Genomic DNA, 15,494 nt, shown 5'->3' on the forward strand with positions numbered 1-15,494 from the left:
TTGTTTATTTCGTCATAAATCCGGCTCGATGGCCTTATATCTCCAGATATCACCAAAACCAAGAGGTTTTACTCGACTATGCTGACCCTTCGCGGCGCTCCGGCACTTTCTGATTTTCGTATCCAAAAACTGCTCGATACCCTGCAGCAAGCAGATGCTTCTGTAAAAGGTGTTTATGCTGAATTCGTCCATTTTGCCGAGCTTGAGTCAGAGCTGAGCAACCCTGAGCTGGAAGTGCTGCGGCAGTTGTTAACCTACGGCCCGAAAGCCGAGTCTCAAACTCCCGGTGGCACCCTGTTTTTGGTGGTCCCGCGTCCAGGAACGATTTCCCCCTGGTCTTCCAAGGCAACCGATATTGCCCACAACGCTGGTTTGAGTAAGGTCCAGCGTCTGGAGCGTGGCGTTGCGTACTATATAGAAGGTGGCAAGTCAGCTAAGACAAGCGAGTTGGTGTCTTTACTGCATGATCGAATGGTCGAGGCGGTATTTTCTGAGTTGTCTCAGGCAGAGCAGTTGTTCAGTCATGAAGAGCCTCGTCCACAAACCAGTGTTGATGTGCTGGGTGGTGGTCGTGAAGCTCTGTCTGCCGCCAACATTGAGCTGGGGCTGGCTTTGGCCGATGACGAAATCGATTATCTGGTGGACAGCTTTACCGGTTTGGGACGCAACCCGGTAGACGTCGAGTTAATGATGTTTGCTCAGGCGAACTCCGAGCACTGCCGTCACAAGATCTTCAACGCCAGCTGGACACTGGATGATGTGGATATGCCCAACTCCCTGTTCGGCATGATTAAACACACCTACGAAATGGGTGGCGATAACGTCCTGTCGGCCTATGCTGACAATGCCTCGGTGATCGTGGGCAGCAAGGCGGGCCGTTTTTACCCGGATCCCGAGACCAAAACCTACGGCTTTCATCAGGAAGATATCCACATTCTGATGAAAGTTGAAACACACAACCACCCGACCGCCATTTCTCCTTTCTCTGGGGCGGGTACCGGTGCCGGTGGTGAAATTCGCGATGAAGGCGCGGTAGGTCGCGGTTCCAAGCCTAAAGTTGGCTTGACGGGTTTTACCGTGTCCAATCTGCAAATCCCTGGTTACAGCCAGCCCTGGGAGAAGGACACTGTTAGCGGCAAGCCTTATGGAAAGCCGAATCGCATTGTGACCGCTTTGGATATCATGATTGAAGGGCCCATTGGCGGTGCTGCTTTCAACAACGAATTCGGTCGCCCTAATATTTGCGGATACTTCCGTACCTTTGAAGAGAACTTCGACGGTGAGCGCCGCGGCTATCACAAGCCCATTATGCTGGCGGGTGGATACGGCAACATCAAGGCCGAGCATGTCGATCAGGATGAGTTCGAGCCAGGGGCCAAGCTGGTTGCCCTGGGTGGTCCGGCAATGTTGATTGGTCTGGGTGGCGGTGCCGCTTCATCCATGACTTCCGGTTCCTCCTCAGAAGATCTGGACTTTGCCTCCGTACAGCGCCAGAACCCTGAAATTGAACGTCGTTGCCAGGAAGTTATTGACCAGTGTTGGCAGTTGGGTAGCAAAAACCCCATTGCCTTTATTCACGATGTGGGTGCGGGCGGTTTCTCCAACGCTTTCCCCGAACTGGCAAAAGATGGTGGCTGTGGCGCCAACTTCGAATTGCGCAACATCAATAATGACGAGCCGGGCATGAGTCCGCTTGAAATCTGGTGTAACGAGGCCCAGGAACGCTATGTCATGGCAATCATGCCTGAGGACTTGCCGCGTTTTGAAGCCATCTGTCAGCGCGAGCGCTGCCCCTATGCCGTAGTGGGTGATGCCACAGCAGAAAATCATATCGTACTCAACGATACCCATTTCGACACCAAGCCTGTGGATTTGCCGATGTCGGTTTTGTTCGGCAAGCCGCCGAAAATGCATCGCACCGCAGAAAAACGTACTTACGAGACACAGTCTTTTGAGACAAAAGGCCTGTCTTTGTACGAAGCCGCTGAGCGTGTTATCCAGCATCCTACCGTAGCGAGCAAAAGTTTCCTGATTACCATTGGTGACCGTTCCGTAACCGGGCAAGTGGTTCGAGATCAGTTTGTTGGTCCCTGGCAGGTGCCAGTGGCGGACTGTGCGGTGACCACTCAGGCGTATGATACTTACGCCGGTGAGGCCATGAGCATGGGAGAGCGTACTCCTACGGCTCTGCTGGATGGTCCTGCTTCGGGTCGTATGGCCATTGGTGAATCCATTACCAATATCGCGGCTTCGCGCATCGAAAAACTCTCTGATGTGAAATTGTCGGCCAACTGGATGTGCGCTGCTGGCCATCCCGGTGAAGACGAAAAACTCTACCGCACAGTCGAGGCCATTGGCATGGAGCTGTGTCCGGAGCTGGGCATTACCATCCCGGTCGGTAAGGATTCCATGTCCATGCGTACCGCCTGGGAAGAAGATGGTGAAGACAAGGCGGTGACTGCGCCGCTTTCGCTGGTTATTACCGCTTTTGCGCCAGTCACTGATGTTCGCAAAACGGTTACCCCGCAATTGCGTACTGACAAGGGCTCAACGGATTTGCTGTATCTGGATCTGGGTAACGGCAAGAACCGTTTGGGCGCTTCAATCCTGGCTCAGGTTTACAATCAGATCGGTGAGACCCCGGCGGATCTGGATAGTGCTGCTCAGTTAAAAGGCTACTTTGCTGCCATGCAGGAGAGTCTGGAGGCCGATCAAATTCTGGCTTACCACGATCGTGGCGACGGCGGTTTATTCGCCACCATTGCCGAGATGGCATTTGCTGGCCACACCGGTGTGGATATCAATATCGACGGTTTGGGGGCTGATCCTCTGGCCATCCTGTTTAACGAAGAGCTGGGTGGTGTGATTCAGGTTCGCACTGAGGATACTGACACCATTATGGAGCGCTTCAAGAAAGCAGGCGTTGCCATCACCAAGCTCGGTTGGTTGAACACCCACAACACGGTACGTGTTGAGCATGAAGGCGAGGTCATCTACGACGAATCCCGTGCTGAGCTACAACGCATGTGGAGTAAAACGAGTTATCAGGTTGCCGCTCTCCGTGATAATGCAGATTGCGCCAAAGCAGAATTCGAATTGATTACTCAGGTGAATCCTGGCTTAAGTGTTGATCTCACCTTTGACCAGAATGAAGATGTTGCAGCGCCGTTCATTAATAAAGGCGTACGTCCGAAAATGGCTGTGTTGCGAGAGCAGGGCGTTAATGGCCATGTTGAGATGGCGGCTGCTTTTGACCGTGCTGGTTTTGATGCCGTTGATGTCCACATGAGTGACATTCTTTCTGGGCGTATCAGTCTGGAAGACTTCAAGGGTCTGGTGGCTTGTGGTGGATTCTCTTACGGGGATGTACTGGGTGCTGGCGAAGGTTGGGCCAAGAGTATCCTGTTTAACTCCAGAGCGCGCGATCAATTCCAGTCTTTCTTCCATCGTGAAGACAGCTTCAGTCTTGGTGTGTGTAACGGCTGTCAGATGATGTCGAATCTGAAGAGTCTGATCCCCGGTGCTGAGCACTGGCCGCACTTTGTACGCAATGTGTCTGAACAGTTTGAGGCGCGTTTCAGCATGGTGGGTATTGAGCAATCTCCATCTGTCTTGTTTGATGGTATGGCGGGAACCAAGATGCCAGTGGCTGTGGCTCACGGTGAAGGTCGGGCAGAATTTGCTTCAGAAGAAGCTCTTGAAGCCTGTCATAACAGTGGGCTGGTCTCCATGCGTTTCCTGGATAATCATCAGCACTATACGATCGATTATCCTGCGAACCCCAATGGCTCACCAAAAGGTATTACCAGTCTGACGACCGAAGATGGCCGGGCGACGATAATGATGCCTCACCCTGAACGTATTTTCCGTGCGGTGAACAATTCCTGGCATCCGGATGACTGGACAGAAGACAGTGGCTGGATGCGTCTGTTCCGTAATGCCCGTGTGTTCGTTGGTTAATTTATCCGTTACAAAAGGCTAATGGATGAACTGTGCAGCTACCTGATGATTTAGGTAGCTGCTTCATCCATGTTGTTCAGTGCCTGACCCTTGTTAGGCACACGTTTCTATCCGGTCCACGGTAGTCACAAATAGTTTTAATTGAAAAAGCAGGTTGCTTGCTTTTTTACCTTTACGCCCGCAAGGGGCGTCCCCCCAGAATATCGTCACAACCGGCTTAGGGAGTGATATCGCTGTTCTCGACAGCTAACGAAACAGAGCCTTTCTGCATACCCTGGTTCTGCATGTCGTCGTGTCCGTTTGCAGCTGCAAGTTTTATCTTTTGAGTTGATAGGGGTTTATCCATGGTTGATACGTTCTTAATCATTTTGTCCTTGGCGGCACTTCTTTGCATTATTTTTGAAGAAGTGATCCACATCAATAAGGCCAAAACGACACTGTTTTTTGGTTGTTTCTCCTGGTTGTGTTTGTATGCGCAAGCCTCTGGTGTAGAAGGGCAGGAGCATATCAATGAAGCTCTGAATGAAAACCTGCTAGAAATTGCCACTCTTTGGTTGTTTCTGATGTCGACCATGACGTTTGTCGCCTATCTGAATGCCAAGGGCATGATTCAAAACGTTGTGAGGCGGGTGTTCCCCGCACAAATGTCTACTCGTGCGCTGCTGTTTCAGGTTGCTTTGTTTGCGCTGATTCTGTCATCCATCTGTGACAACGTGACTGCAACACTGGTGAGTCTGGGATTGATTCAGGCGTTTAATCTGGATGTAAAATCAAAGCTGAAGATGGCTGCGCTGGTGGTTTTTGCTGTGAATTCCGGTGGTGTGGCATTGATTACCGGGGATGTCACAACACTGATGATCTTCCTGGATGGACACGTCACCATGTCGCAGCTGTTGATGTTGTTATTGCCGTCAGCCATTGGGGTGATTGTTTTGGCGTTGCTGTTCAGTGTCAACATGTCGGGACAGATTGCGTTGGAGCCTGTGAAAGAGAGTTTTCGTGGGGTCGATGTGGTCATTGCAGTGGTTTTCTTCGGCACCATTCTGTCGACGATGCTCCTTAATTTTCTGTTTTCGGTGCCGCCGGTACTGACCTTCTTGTTCGGTTTGTCGATCATGTTCCTGGTGGGGGCGCTCTCCCATATTAACCAGGATGAGATACAGATTCTGGAGTACATCCGTCAGGTGGAATATGACACCTTGCTGTTCTTCCTGGGTATTTTGCTGTTGGTTGGCATGCTGAAAGAGATTGGGGTTCTGGATACGCTTGCGCATTTTTACGCCCAATTCGACCCATCAGTGTCAAACTTCGCAGCCGGGGCATTCTCTTCATTACTGGATAACGTACCGCTGACCGCAGCTCTTCTCAAGGCCGAGCCTGGTCTGGCGACGCCTGAGTGGCTGGGTTTGACTTACGCTGTGGGTGTTGGTGGTTCATTGCTGGCGATTGGTTCTGCGGCGGGTATTCTCGCCATGAGCAAAGTCAAGGAACTCACCTTTGTCAGTTATCTGCGCTATTTGCCGGCGCTGTTGGTGGCCTACAGCGCAGGCTATATCGTCACTGTGTGGCTGGCTCACACGGTGATTGCGAGCTGATTACTATCAATATTCGGAGTGCCGGCTTGTCTGCAGCGGAGTCGGCGGCCCGACTGTGTGCCCCTTTAGGTCATGAGGTGGTCAATGTGGTAGACTGCGCGGCCATTTCTTCAGTGAGTAGTCAAAATGTCTGATACTTTTGAAACATTAGAGCAAAAAGCCAGCTACGGAATTGGTCGTCAGATGGGTGATCAACTGGTCAACGCCCCCTTTGAAGGCTTTGACGTTGCCGCTGCATTGGCCGGTTTTACCGATGGCATCGAAAATGGTGACTATAAGGTTCAACCTGAGCAGATCAACGAAGCTTTCCGTGAAATTCAGGCCCGTTTGCAGGCTGCTGAAGCTGAGAAGGCGAGTGCCTTGTCCGCTGAAGGTCAGGCGTATCTGGAAGAAAATGCCAAGAAAGATGGCGTTACCGTGACTGATTCCGGTCTTCAGTACGAGATTCTGGTTGCAGGTGAGGGCGACAAGCCAACTGCCAGCTCTACTGTACGTACCCATTATCACGGCACCTTGATCGATGGCACTGTTTTCGACAGCTCTGTAGAGCGTGGCCAACCTGCTGAATTCCCTGTCAATGGCGTAATTGCCGGTTGGACTGAGGCCCTGCAAATGATGCCTGTTGGCTCCAAGTGGCGCTTAACCGTACCTTATGACCTGGCTTACGGTGAGCGTGGTGCCGGTGGCGCAATTGGGCCTTACTCGACTCTGGTTTTCGAAGTTGAGCTGCTGGACATCGTTTAAGATCTTGTCATCTTAATCATCCTAAATAAAACCGAAGTCGGGCAACTGGCTTCGGTTTTATTTTGCCTGTTGTTTTTGTCGCTCAATTTCTTGCCGTAAAGCCAACTCTGAACAATATTTACAATCAGCCCTGATAACCCCATCCAATGAGGGCTGAAGGCTTTTTGTGAATCTTTGATCCATGCTTTTAATTGAATAATAATTCGGTTTATAATCTGCCTCATAGGTTATCTGGATCTGCCAAAAGAGGTGTGTTCCTGATATCAACTTCTTCTGAATCGATGAGTGACGATTATGTCTGTGATTGAGCATACGACTTCTTACTACGCTGCGACAGCAAACCCAAGTCCCAAGAGGGATGCCTTGCAGGAATCGATTACTGCGGACGTTGCAGTAATTGGTGGCGGTTTTTCCGGCATCTCATCGGCTCTGCATCTTGCAGAAAAAGGCTTCAATGTCGTGGTGCTTGAAGGGGCGCGTATCGGCTGGGGTGCCTCAGGCCGAAACGGTGGCCAGATTGTTAACAGTTACAGCCGCGATATGGACGTCATTGAAAAGATGTATGGCGTGGATACGGCAAAAGCCCTTGGGGCTATGGCGTTTGAAGGCGGAGATATCATCCGTGAACGCATCAAAACCTATAACATTGACTGTGACCTGAAAACAGGTGGTATTTTTGCCGCAATCACGGCCAAGCAGTACAAAGGCCTGGAAGAGCATAAAGCTCTGTGGGAGCGTTACGGCCATACTGATCTTGAGTTACTGGACAAGGACGCTATCCGTAAAGAAGTCCAGACAGATCGCTACGAAGGCGCGCTGCTGGATAAACGCAGTGGCCATATCCATCCGTTAAACCTGGTGTTGGGTCAGGCGGCGGCTGTCGAATCCCTTGGTGGCAAAATCTATGAGCAGTCCAAAGTTCTGCGTGTAGAAGAGGGTGAAAAGGTCAAACTGTTCACCGAAAAAGGCAGCGTAACGGCTAACTATGTGGTCGTGACGGGCAATGCCTATCTCGGCAATCTGATTCCCAAACTGGCTTCTCGCTCAATGCCTTGTGGTACCCAGATGATTGCAACGGCACCTTTAACTGATGAGCAGGCCAAGGCTCTGATTCCGTCAGATTATTGTGTTGAAGACTGTAATTACCTGCTGGATTACTTCCGACTCACCGGGGATAACCGTTTGATCTACGGCGGCGGTGTGAATTACGGCGGTGGCGATCCGGATGATATCAAACAGTTTATCCGCAAAAAAATGATCAAGACCTTCCCGCAGCTGGCCAATTTGGAAATTGATTACGGTTGGGGGGGGGACTTCCTGCTGACCATGAGCCGTTTGCCGCAATTTGGTCGTATTGGCAGCAATATTTATTATATGCAGGGCTACAGTGGCCACGGGGTTTGCTCAACACACCTTGCCGGTCGTTTGGTTTCCGAAGCCCTGACCCAGCAAGCTGAGCGTTTTGACGCCTTTGCCGCTCTGCCGCATATGCCATTTCCGGGCGGCCATATGTTCCGTGTACCATTTACCGCTATGGGGGCCTGGTTCTACGCGTTGCGTGATAAATTGGGTGTTTGATTATGACGATAAATCTGTTTGCCTATGGGCTGCTGCAACATGGTGATGTGTTGCGGCAATTGATCGGTGACTCGCTGCAGGGTGAAACAGCGAAAATACAGGATTACACACGTCGACAGTTGATTCTGCCGGGCTTCAAGCCCTGTGCAATGGCGGTTCCTCAAGACGGTCAGTTTCTGCAAGGGATGCTTTTTCGCGGCGTCTCCCCGGAAGCGCTGTCAGTGATGGACAAGTTTGAAATGATTGACGAACAGATTTATCGACGCGATACGGTGCAAGTGGTGACGGCCAGTGGTGAGTCTGTGAGTTGCTATATGTATTTGCAGGGCGCGGCCATCACGGATGAAAACCTGGGGGAGGTCTGGTGTGAAACCACCTTTATGGAGGCCTACTATGAGCACTACGTCAGTGAGATGATTCCAGCGTTTGTGGATAACATGAAGGCTGATAAGGAATCGTAACGTAAGAAGACGCTAAGAAAGGTTCAGATTACTGACAAATTCGAACTGCGTCATTGCGAGCGTAACGTAGTGGAGAGAAGCAATCCATGGTGGCACACATGTAAGCTACTTTGTGCTAATTATAGATCGCCGCGTCGCAAAAAGCGCTTCTCGCGATGACGGCGCTGTATTTATTAGGAAAAGGGGCCAATGAATGGCCTCTTTTTTTGTCGGTCGTTTTATTTTTTCTTACGTTTTATTTCTTCTTAAGAGGGGCAGGGGCAAAACCGTCTCCCCACTTTTCCGCAGCTGATTTGGCGGCTTCTTCCTGTTTGGCTGACGGTTTGCGTCGTTTACCAATGTTTTTGGTATCGCGATGACGAACTTTAACCTTTTCGGCTTTTTTGGGTGTTTTCTTATCCTGGCTGTCACGCTTTTTAACACCGGCAGCCTTGCCAGAGCTTTTGACCTTTTTGGGACCTTTAAATTTGGCTTCCAGTCCAGGTACGGTGAATCGTTCAAAACGGATTTCGAGTTCCCGTTCGAACCGAACCATCAGGTCCCAGTCTTTTTGGGTGATTAACGAAATGGCAAGACCTTCCTGGCCGGCACGACCGGTACGTCCGGTACGGTGGATAAAGTCTTCACTGTTGCGGGCAAGATCGTAATTAATCACCAGATCGATACCTTTGATGTCCAGTCCGCGGGCAGCAACATCAGTGGCAATCAATATTTTTACACGACCGCGACGCAAGCGGTTCATTTCGTTGTTACGCGCATCCTGATCCATATCACCGTGTAAAACGCCGATATCCATCTGCATATAACGTAGCCATCCAACCAGTTTGTTGGTGTGACTCTTGGTGTTCACAAAGACAATGGCTTTGTCGTACTCCTGCGTTTGCAGAAGCTTCAGCAGAAGCTTGTTCTTGTGTTTTTCGTCATCGGTCAGAACAATTTTCTGCTGAACCAGGGTGTTGGCCTGAGTGTGTTCACCAATGGCAATGGTTTCCGGATCGCGCAGCAGGGAGTCGGTCAGGTATTGCTGGCCGTCCAGTGTTGCCGAGAACAGCAGGGTCTGACGATCCTTGTTGCAGTGGGCTGCAATTTCCATGACGTCATCGGTAAAACCCATGTCGAGCATGCGGTCGGCTTCATCGAGGATCAGTACCTCGAGGTCGGAGAAATCCGCAGAGCCCCGTTCGATGTGTTCCTTCAGGCGGCCCGGTGTCGCAACCAGAATTTCCGGATTTTTACGGAAAATGGCTCGCTGGTACTTGAAGTCATGACCACCTGTAATGGCGTTGACTTCCAGGTGAGAAAACGCAGCCAGTTGCTTGCAGTGTTTTACCACCTGGCGGCATAGCTCGCGGGTTGGCGTCAAAATCAGCGCCCGGGTTCCACTTTTGGGGGCATCTTGCTGCAGCAGCTTGTGCAGGGTCGGCAGCATGAAGGCGGCAGTTTTACCGCTGCCTGTCTCAGAGCTGACCACCAGATCACGACCTTCCAGTGCCAGAGGAATGGTGGCTTTCTGTACCTCGGTAGGCTCGGTAAATTCCAGAGCATCCAGGGCTTTGATCAGGCGATCATGAATCTTAAGGTCTGCAAACAAGGGGGAAATCTCATAAAGGAAATAGACGGTGCGACAAGTGATTGTGAGTCACTAGGCGACTTTAGCAAAAAGCGGCCTTCATGTCTGTTTATACTGCATTTGTACCGAGTAATTCAGTTACTCACTGTAAAGCTGGATGGCAAAGCCCGCTTTGAGTGCTTCTCTCAGGCCTTTGTCGGCGTTCAGAATGCGTTGGTCCTGGCACTTTTCAGGGGTCAGCCACTGACGTTTTTCAATAACCACGTCCTTAAAGCCTTCGCGCATGACCAGAACCTTGCAGAGTGTTTCTGCGCCAAAGAGATCCTGAAAGTTGATGTAAACGATAAAGGGGGCTTTTTGGCCAGGTTCCAGGCCATCGAAGGCTTTGGTTGCCTCGGCTGTTGCTGAAAAAACGTACATGGGATGCTCCTCCGGAAAAACGGTGCGATTAGGCATGATTTTAGGAGAAACTGCAAACATCCGTTGCTGTTTGGCGCTATTGATGCTGTATTTGTGAGGTGTCAGGGATGCCAGACCAGTGACGAGTTGAACGACAGCAATTCTGCCTGCGTATGTTTAGACGGTTTATTGTTGCAGGGCTTTGCTTTATGTTTACCGGCTGGAGTCGATTTCTGATCAATATTTTCAATAATTCTCAAGGAGTGTAGGGAATGAACACACAAACCGGTTTTCGGGGCCGTCAGTGGCTGCATGGCATACTTTTTTTGCTGGCGGGCTCTTCTGTATCTGCCCATCAACACCTCAGCGATGTTGAATTTAAGGAAGTGCCAGCAATTGATGGCATTGTCATGCTACAGGGCTCCGGTGGAAACATTGCAGTTTCTACGGGGAAAGACGGTCTGCTGGTCATCGATGACGATTATCAGGATCTGGGGGAAAAGCTCACCGCCAGCCTGAACAAGCTGGATGACAAGGGGCCGCGTTTTCTGCTCAACACTCACTGGCACGCCGACCACACCGGCAATAATGAAACCCTGGCAGGTGATGGCGCCATCATTGTGGCGCACGATAATGTCCGCAAGCGCTTGCAGCAGGGTGGAGAGGTCAAGGCATTTAATATGGTCATCCCTCCGGCAAACCCGGAAGCGCTTCCAGTGGCCACCTACGATGAGTCAATGAAGCTGTACTGGAATGGCTGGCGTCTGGAATTGATACATCCGGCATCTGCCCACACGGATGGCGATACGGTGGTGTATTTCTACCAGGACGATAAGGTAAAACTGGTGCACACGGGTGACCTTTTCTTTAATGGTTTCTACCCATTCCTGGATTCAGGCAGTGGTGGCTCTGCAAAAGGTATGGTCAAAGGTGCTGCCGACATACTGGCTCGAATTGACGATGACACCGTCATTATTCCGGGACACGGTCCATTGGCCAGCAAGTCCGATCTGCAGGCTTACCACGATTTCATGAAAGCCGCTGTCTCCAAAATCGACTCTCTGAAATCGCAGGGTAAATCTGCTGATGAAGTGGTTGCCGCTAAGCCTCTGACTGAGTTTGAAGCCGAGTGGGGCGACGGTTTCCTCAAAACCGACCAGTGGGTGCGTATTGTCTACAGTGCTCTTTAATTTGTAAGTGAAACCTCAAGATCTGTCTGTCGGAGTTCGACGTTCGGGCTCCGTCGGTTTGATGCTACAATCACACCATTTATTTTCCATTCAGTTCGCAGATATTCCGGAGCCGTAGTATGAGTCCACACATTATCGATATCACCCAGGAAAACGCCCAACAGGTTTTGGTCGAAGAGTCTCGTTCCCGTCTTGTGGTGGTTGATTTCTGGGCTGACTGGTGTGAACCCTGCAAAAACCTGATGCCAATTCTTGAAAAACTGGCCAACGAATATAACGGACAGTTTTTGCTGGCCAAAGTGAATGCAGACGAACTGCAACCGATTGCTCAGCAGTTGGGAGTGCGAAGCCTGCCCACGGTGATGATCTTTAAAGATGGTCAGCCGATTGATGGCTTCGCCGGACTGCAGCCGGAAACCGAGATTCGCGCCATTCTGCAAAAGCACCTGCCTGCCCCCTGGGAAGCACTGATTGAGCAGGCCAATGCGCTGATGCAAGAGGAAAAGTTCTCTGATGCCTTGCCATTGTTGCTGCAAGCCTACCGAGAGTCTGAAGAAAAGGCCTCTATTGGTGTCGGTCTGGCACAGGTATATCTGCACCTGAATCGCTGTGATGAGGCCGAGGCCCTGTTGGACAAGGTCATGATGGTGGATCAGGATGCAGCCTATGAGCAGGCTATGGCGTTGCTGAAGCTGAAACGTGAAGCTGCCTCCTCACCAGAAATGAAAGCACTGGAAGACAAGCACGCCGCCAATCCCGATGATATGGAAACTGCGTACCTGTTGTCGGTTCAGTACAGCCAGCATGGCAAGCCCCGTGAGGCTTTGGATTTGTTACTTGGCCTGTTGCGTAAAAACCTGAATTACGAAGATGGCGCGGCGAAAAAAGCGTATATGGATATCGTCACCAGCCTTGGGCAGGGCGATCCGTTAGCGGTTGAATACCAGCGCAAAATTTATACTTTGCTGTATTAACTTCAAATGTCTCAGGACCGCGGCTATTGAGGTTTGATTACCAGTAGGTTCTGAGCGCCAGAGTGACTCCCCAGCCGTCATACTCATTGCTGCGGTTGTCAGGGGAGTCTCCTGAGTTTTCCATGGTGGTGTATTGGGCACCCAGTTGCACCTTGGCCTTGTGTCCGTAAAGGAACAGGTTTACACCACCATAGAACTCGTTATAACGGTCGCCGCGGCCACCGACGATCTCGTTTTCATAACGTCCCAAACGAATACCGCCGGGCCCCTTGCTGTCCAGGTAAGTGTATCTGACCACCCACTGAAGCATGTCATTGAGCTGGTAGTGAGGCATAACAACCAGCCCCCACACATCTTGCTGTCCCATGTCGCCGTTGCCGTAAGCAAGGTCTGTAGAGAGCCCCCATTGTTGTTTTTGGAGTCGACTGTTCAGTGAAACCACCTGTGAGAAATCACGGGTGTTCTGATCTTCATGGGTGTCGTTATAGACGTAATCAAGACGGATATCGCCCTTGTCCCAGTAACCCCCTGCAGCAAAGGCTCTGGCCAGAGACAGCAGACCGAAATAGCTGGCGTTGCTGAAGCCGACCTCGTCAGAAGGGTCACTGGAAAATACGCCGCTATTGAAACTCCACTGTTCATTGATGGGGCCACTGAGACTGACACCGGTAAAGTACTCACCCGTGAACCAGAGATTGTTGGTGAGGTTGTTCCGCTGAGCGGTTAATAAACGTTTGGAGGACGTTTTCCCGTCCAGAGTGAAGCCCGCAGAGTGTTTGAGGACTTTCAGGGTTGCTTGATTGGGAAGTTTCCAGCTCAAATAGGCATCGGTCAGACGGTTGTAGGTATCCGGTATTGAGGAGTGGAGGTTGAAGTCAGCTTCCAGATGGTAGGTCGTCTGGCCGTACCTGCCTTTAAATCCGAAGCGGGCGCGTCGCCATAACGTATCCTCAAAATCTCCCTCTGAGGCCTCAAAGTCCGCCAGATCTGCCTGAAGTCGGCCTGATAGATTCAGGTAGTTGCCATTCTCGCTCTCATACAGCTTTGCGTAATCCCAGATCTTGTCGTAGGTAGAGCTTGTCTCGCTGGCCACCACTTCGTTAGTGATGGTCATCAGTAGCGACGCAAAGACAGCAGTGCGTAAAAGGGATAATTGCTTGATCATGAATTGCCTTGGATTTTGATGTTTGTATGTTTTATGAGCAGGGTAAGGTCAGTGTAGCTGTTTGTTATCAAGGGTGTTCAGGGGATTTTGAAGTAAAGCAGGGGATGTATTTGAGCGTAAGTCTTAAGGTCAACTCTGGGGGCTGTTACTGTCAGCCGCTTCCCTTCGGGCCTTTCGTTTTTTCCAGTTACGAATGACGTGCAGACGCCAGAATATCTGGATAAAGACATAGCCCAATCCACCAAAAAAGACCCCTGACAGCAGACAGCCTACAAGCAGCGGCTTCCAGATATGAGTAAACTCGTTCCTGAACCATTCCATTGAAAGTTCGATGGAGAAGGCCGCAGGCGGAATACTGAGGACCCAGCGTCCGAGCTCATAGCAGGCAAAGTATATGGGTGGCATGGTGACCGGATTGGAGATCCATACCAGAGCGACGGCAATAGGAAGATTTACACGACAAAGCAGGGCGGCACCGGCAGCGATGGGCATTTGGCCCAGCGTGGGCAGAAAAGCTATGAAGAGGCCGACAAAAAAGGCACCTGAGACCGAATGGCGGTTAAGGTGGAACAGGTTGGGATCATGCAGCAGATGGCCCAAGAAATTCAGAGAGGGTCTGTTTCTGAACTCTGCGGGGTCGGGCAACCAGCGTTTGAAGATCTTTTTTGCCATTCAACTATCATCGGCTCTGCTACGAGGCGCAACATTATGCACGGAAAAGGGGACTAACTCTAGACATAGTTGTCTGCCCGGTATCCCCCTGCATTAGCCATTATTTGATTGAAAATCAGACAGTTACATCCTGCTTATTGCGCTTGAATCGCCACAATAACAATTATTAACACCCCGACTCAGCAGTTGTTGATGGCTGATTATCGCGCTGAAGGCCTTGTATTACAGCAGCTCGACAATTTGTTTGGCGGCGTTGTAAGGCGTGGTGGTGTTATCCATGACCCCTTGTTGCAGGCGGGGCATTCTCCGCTGCACATCGGGATTTTGTTTTAACCGCATCTCCAGCATTTCATGGATCAGTTTGTTCAACCATTCTGAATTTTGCCGTGCGCGCTTTTCAAAGAAGGCCTGATTATCAATCGCCAGCTGCTGGTATTCGCAAATCATGTCCCAGACATCCTTAATCCGGTCTTTCTCCAGAGCCGAGCAGGTCTCGACTTTTGGGGTCCAGAAGCTGCCATGTTTAATTAGATGGAAGGCATTTTGGTAGTGCTGCTTGGTACGCTGGGCGAGATTGATGCTCTCGCCATCGGCCTTGTTGATCACCAGCGCATCAGCCAGCTCCATAATGCCGCGCTTGATACCCTGCAGTTCGTCACCGGCGTTGGGAATCATCAGGACAAGGAAGAAATCCACCATGGCGGCCACTTCATACTCCGATTGGCCAACACCGACGGTCTCCACCAGAATCACGTCATAACCTGCAGCTTCACACAGCAGCATGGTTTCCCGGGTTTTCTGTGCAACACCGCCCAGAGCGCCCTCGGAGGGAGAAGGGCGGATAAAGGCGTTATCCTCTCGGGAGAGTTCTTCCATACGGGTCTTGTCGCCGAGGATACTGCCGCCCCGCAGGGGAGAACTGGGATCGACGGCCAGAACCGCAACTTTTTTACCCAGACTGATCAGAAGTTTGCCAAAAGCCTCAATGAACGTCGATTTCCCCACGCCGGGAATGCCACTGATACCGATACGGATGCTTTTGCCGGTTTCCGGAAGAACCGCTTCAAGGAGTTCCTGTGCCTGGGCGCGGTGACTGTCGAGCTTGCTTTCGACCAGAGTGATGGCTTTCGCAAGTGCTCTGCGATTCCCCTGACGCAACAGATCCAGATTGATGTTCGACATCGAG

12 protein-coding genes are annotated in these 15,494 nt (G+C 51.0%); 7 read left to right on the forward strand and 5 right to left on the reverse strand.

Annotated elements, in window-relative coordinates:
* Positions 1 to 78 precede the first annotated feature (78 nt).
* The 5 genes from purL to KOI40_RS11275 all read left to right on the forward strand — a co-directional run bounded on the left by purL (position 79) and on the right by KOI40_RS11275 (position 8,338).
* Positions 79 to 3,960, forward strand: coding sequence for a phosphoribosylformylglycinamidine synthase (gene purL / locus KOI40_RS11255; RefSeq protein ID WP_216097628.1), 3,882 nt, complete (start codon positions 79 to 81; stop codon positions 3,958 to 3,960).
* Positions 3,961 to 4,304: 344 nt separating this feature from the next.
* Positions 4,305 to 5,555 (forward strand): sodium:proton antiporter NhaD, encoded by a 1,251-nt coding sequence (gene nhaD / locus KOI40_RS11260; RefSeq protein ID WP_216097629.1) that lies wholly within the window; start codon positions 4,305 to 4,307, stop codon positions 5,553 to 5,555.
* Between the two features lie 126 nt (positions 5,556 to 5,681).
* Positions 5,682 to 6,299, forward strand: coding sequence for a BamJ family beta-barrel-assembly machinery protein (gene bamJ / locus KOI40_RS11265; RefSeq protein WP_216097630.1), 618 nt, complete (start codon positions 5,682 to 5,684; stop codon positions 6,297 to 6,299).
* Between the two features lie 294 nt (positions 6,300 to 6,593).
* A complete protein-coding gene (locus tag KOI40_RS11270; RefSeq protein WP_233710211.1) occupies positions 6,594 to 7,877 on the forward strand; it encodes an NAD(P)/FAD-dependent oxidoreductase in 1,284 nt (427 codons plus the stop codon).
* A 2-nt stretch (positions 7,878 to 7,879) separates the two neighbouring features.
* Complete coding sequence (locus tag KOI40_RS11275; protein ID WP_216097631.1) at positions 7,880 to 8,338, forward strand: gamma-glutamylcyclotransferase family protein; 459 nt, start codon at positions 7,880 to 7,882, stop codon at positions 8,336 to 8,338.
* 235 nt (positions 8,339 to 8,573) lie between these two features.
* On the opposite strand, the gene KOI40_RS11280 is transcribed toward KOI40_RS11275, so the two are convergent.
* On the reverse strand, positions 8,574 to 9,929 hold the full coding sequence (locus KOI40_RS11280) for a DEAD/DEAH box helicase (RefSeq protein WP_216097632.1): 1,356 nt from the start codon (positions 9,927 to 9,929) through the stop codon (positions 8,574 to 8,576).
* A gap of 117 nt (positions 9,930 to 10,046) precedes the next feature.
* The gene (locus tag KOI40_RS11285) at positions 10,047 to 10,328 is read right to left on the reverse strand and encodes a hypothetical protein (protein ID WP_216097633.1); all 282 of its coding nucleotides are present in this window, start codon (positions 10,326 to 10,328) and stop codon (positions 10,047 to 10,049) included.
* Between the two features lie 251 nt (positions 10,329 to 10,579).
* Here KOI40_RS11285 and KOI40_RS11290 point away from each other — a divergent pair, with 251 nt between their 5' ends.
* Entirely contained in the window at positions 10,580 to 11,497 is a 918-nt protein-coding gene (locus KOI40_RS11290; protein WP_216097634.1) for an MBL fold metallo-hydrolase, read from the forward strand.
* 119 nt (positions 11,498 to 11,616) lie between these two features.
* Positions 11,617 to 12,471, forward strand: coding sequence for a thioredoxin (gene trxA, locus KOI40_RS11295; protein ID WP_216097635.1), 855 nt, complete (start codon positions 11,617 to 11,619; stop codon positions 12,469 to 12,471).
* Between the two features lie 37 nt (positions 12,472 to 12,508).
* Here trxA and KOI40_RS11300 read toward each other — a convergent pair whose 3' ends face one another.
* The 3 genes from KOI40_RS11300 to meaB all read right to left on the reverse strand — a co-directional run bounded on the left by KOI40_RS11300 (position 12,509) and on the right by meaB (position 15,490).
* The gene (locus KOI40_RS11300; protein WP_216097636.1) at positions 12,509 to 13,636 is read right to left on the reverse strand and encodes a porin; all 1,128 of its coding nucleotides are present in this window, start codon (positions 13,634 to 13,636) and stop codon (positions 12,509 to 12,511) included.
* 129 nt (positions 13,637 to 13,765) lie between these two features.
* Positions 13,766 to 14,308: a DUF2062 domain-containing protein gene (locus KOI40_RS11305; RefSeq protein WP_216097637.1), complete on the reverse strand. Its 543-nt coding sequence runs from the start codon at positions 14,306 to 14,308 to the stop codon at positions 13,766 to 13,768.
* A gap of 222 nt (positions 14,309 to 14,530) precedes the next feature.
* A complete protein-coding gene (meaB, locus tag KOI40_RS11310) occupies positions 14,531 to 15,490 on the reverse strand; it encodes a methylmalonyl Co-A mutase-associated GTPase MeaB (protein ID WP_216097638.1) in 960 nt (319 codons plus the stop codon).
* Between the last annotated feature and the right edge of the window lie 4 nt (positions 15,491 to 15,494).

It is taken from the genome of Pseudomaricurvus albidus (assembly GCF_018863235.1).
In the GTDB taxonomy this organism is placed as follows: domain Bacteria; phylum Pseudomonadota; class Gammaproteobacteria; order Pseudomonadales; family Cellvibrionaceae; genus Pseudomaricurvus; species Pseudomaricurvus albidus.

Bases quoted from the DNA above. Each gene is read 5' to 3' on its own strand.
- purL (WP_216097628.1), top strand. From the start codon at position 79: ATGCTGACCCTTCGCGGCGCTCCGGCACTTTCTGATTTTCGTATCCAA.
- nhaD (WP_216097629.1), top strand. From the start codon at position 4,305: ATGGTTGATACGTTCTTAATCATTTTGTCCTTGGCGGCACTTCTTTGC.
- bamJ (WP_216097630.1), top strand. From the start codon at position 5,682: ATGTCTGATACTTTTGAAACATTAGAGCAAAAAGCCAGCTACGGAATT.
- KOI40_RS11270 (WP_233710211.1), top strand. From the start codon at position 6,594: ATGTCTGTGATTGAGCATACGACTTCTTACTACGCTGCGACAGCAAAC.
- KOI40_RS11275 (WP_216097631.1), top strand. From the start codon at position 7,880: ATGACGATAAATCTGTTTGCCTATGGGCTGCTGCAACATGGTGATGTG.
- KOI40_RS11285 (WP_216097633.1), bottom strand. From the start codon at position 10,328: ATGTACGTTTTTTCAGCAACAGCCGAGGCAACCAAAGCCTTCGATGGC.
- KOI40_RS11290 (WP_216097634.1), top strand. From the start codon at position 10,580: ATGAACACACAAACCGGTTTTCGGGGCCGTCAGTGGCTGCATGGCATA.
- trxA (WP_216097635.1), top strand. From the start codon at position 11,617: ATGAGTCCACACATTATCGATATCACCCAGGAAAACGCCCAACAGGTT.
- KOI40_RS11300 (WP_216097636.1), bottom strand. From the start codon at position 13,636: ATGATCAAGCAATTATCCCTTTTACGCACTGCTGTCTTTGCGTCGCTA.
- KOI40_RS11305 (WP_216097637.1), bottom strand. From the start codon at position 14,308: ATGGCAAAAAAGATCTTCAAACGCTGGTTGCCCGACCCCGCAGAGTTC.
- meaB (WP_216097638.1), bottom strand. From the start codon at position 15,490: ATGTCGAACATCAATCTGGATCTGTTGCGTCAGGGGAATCGCAGAGCA.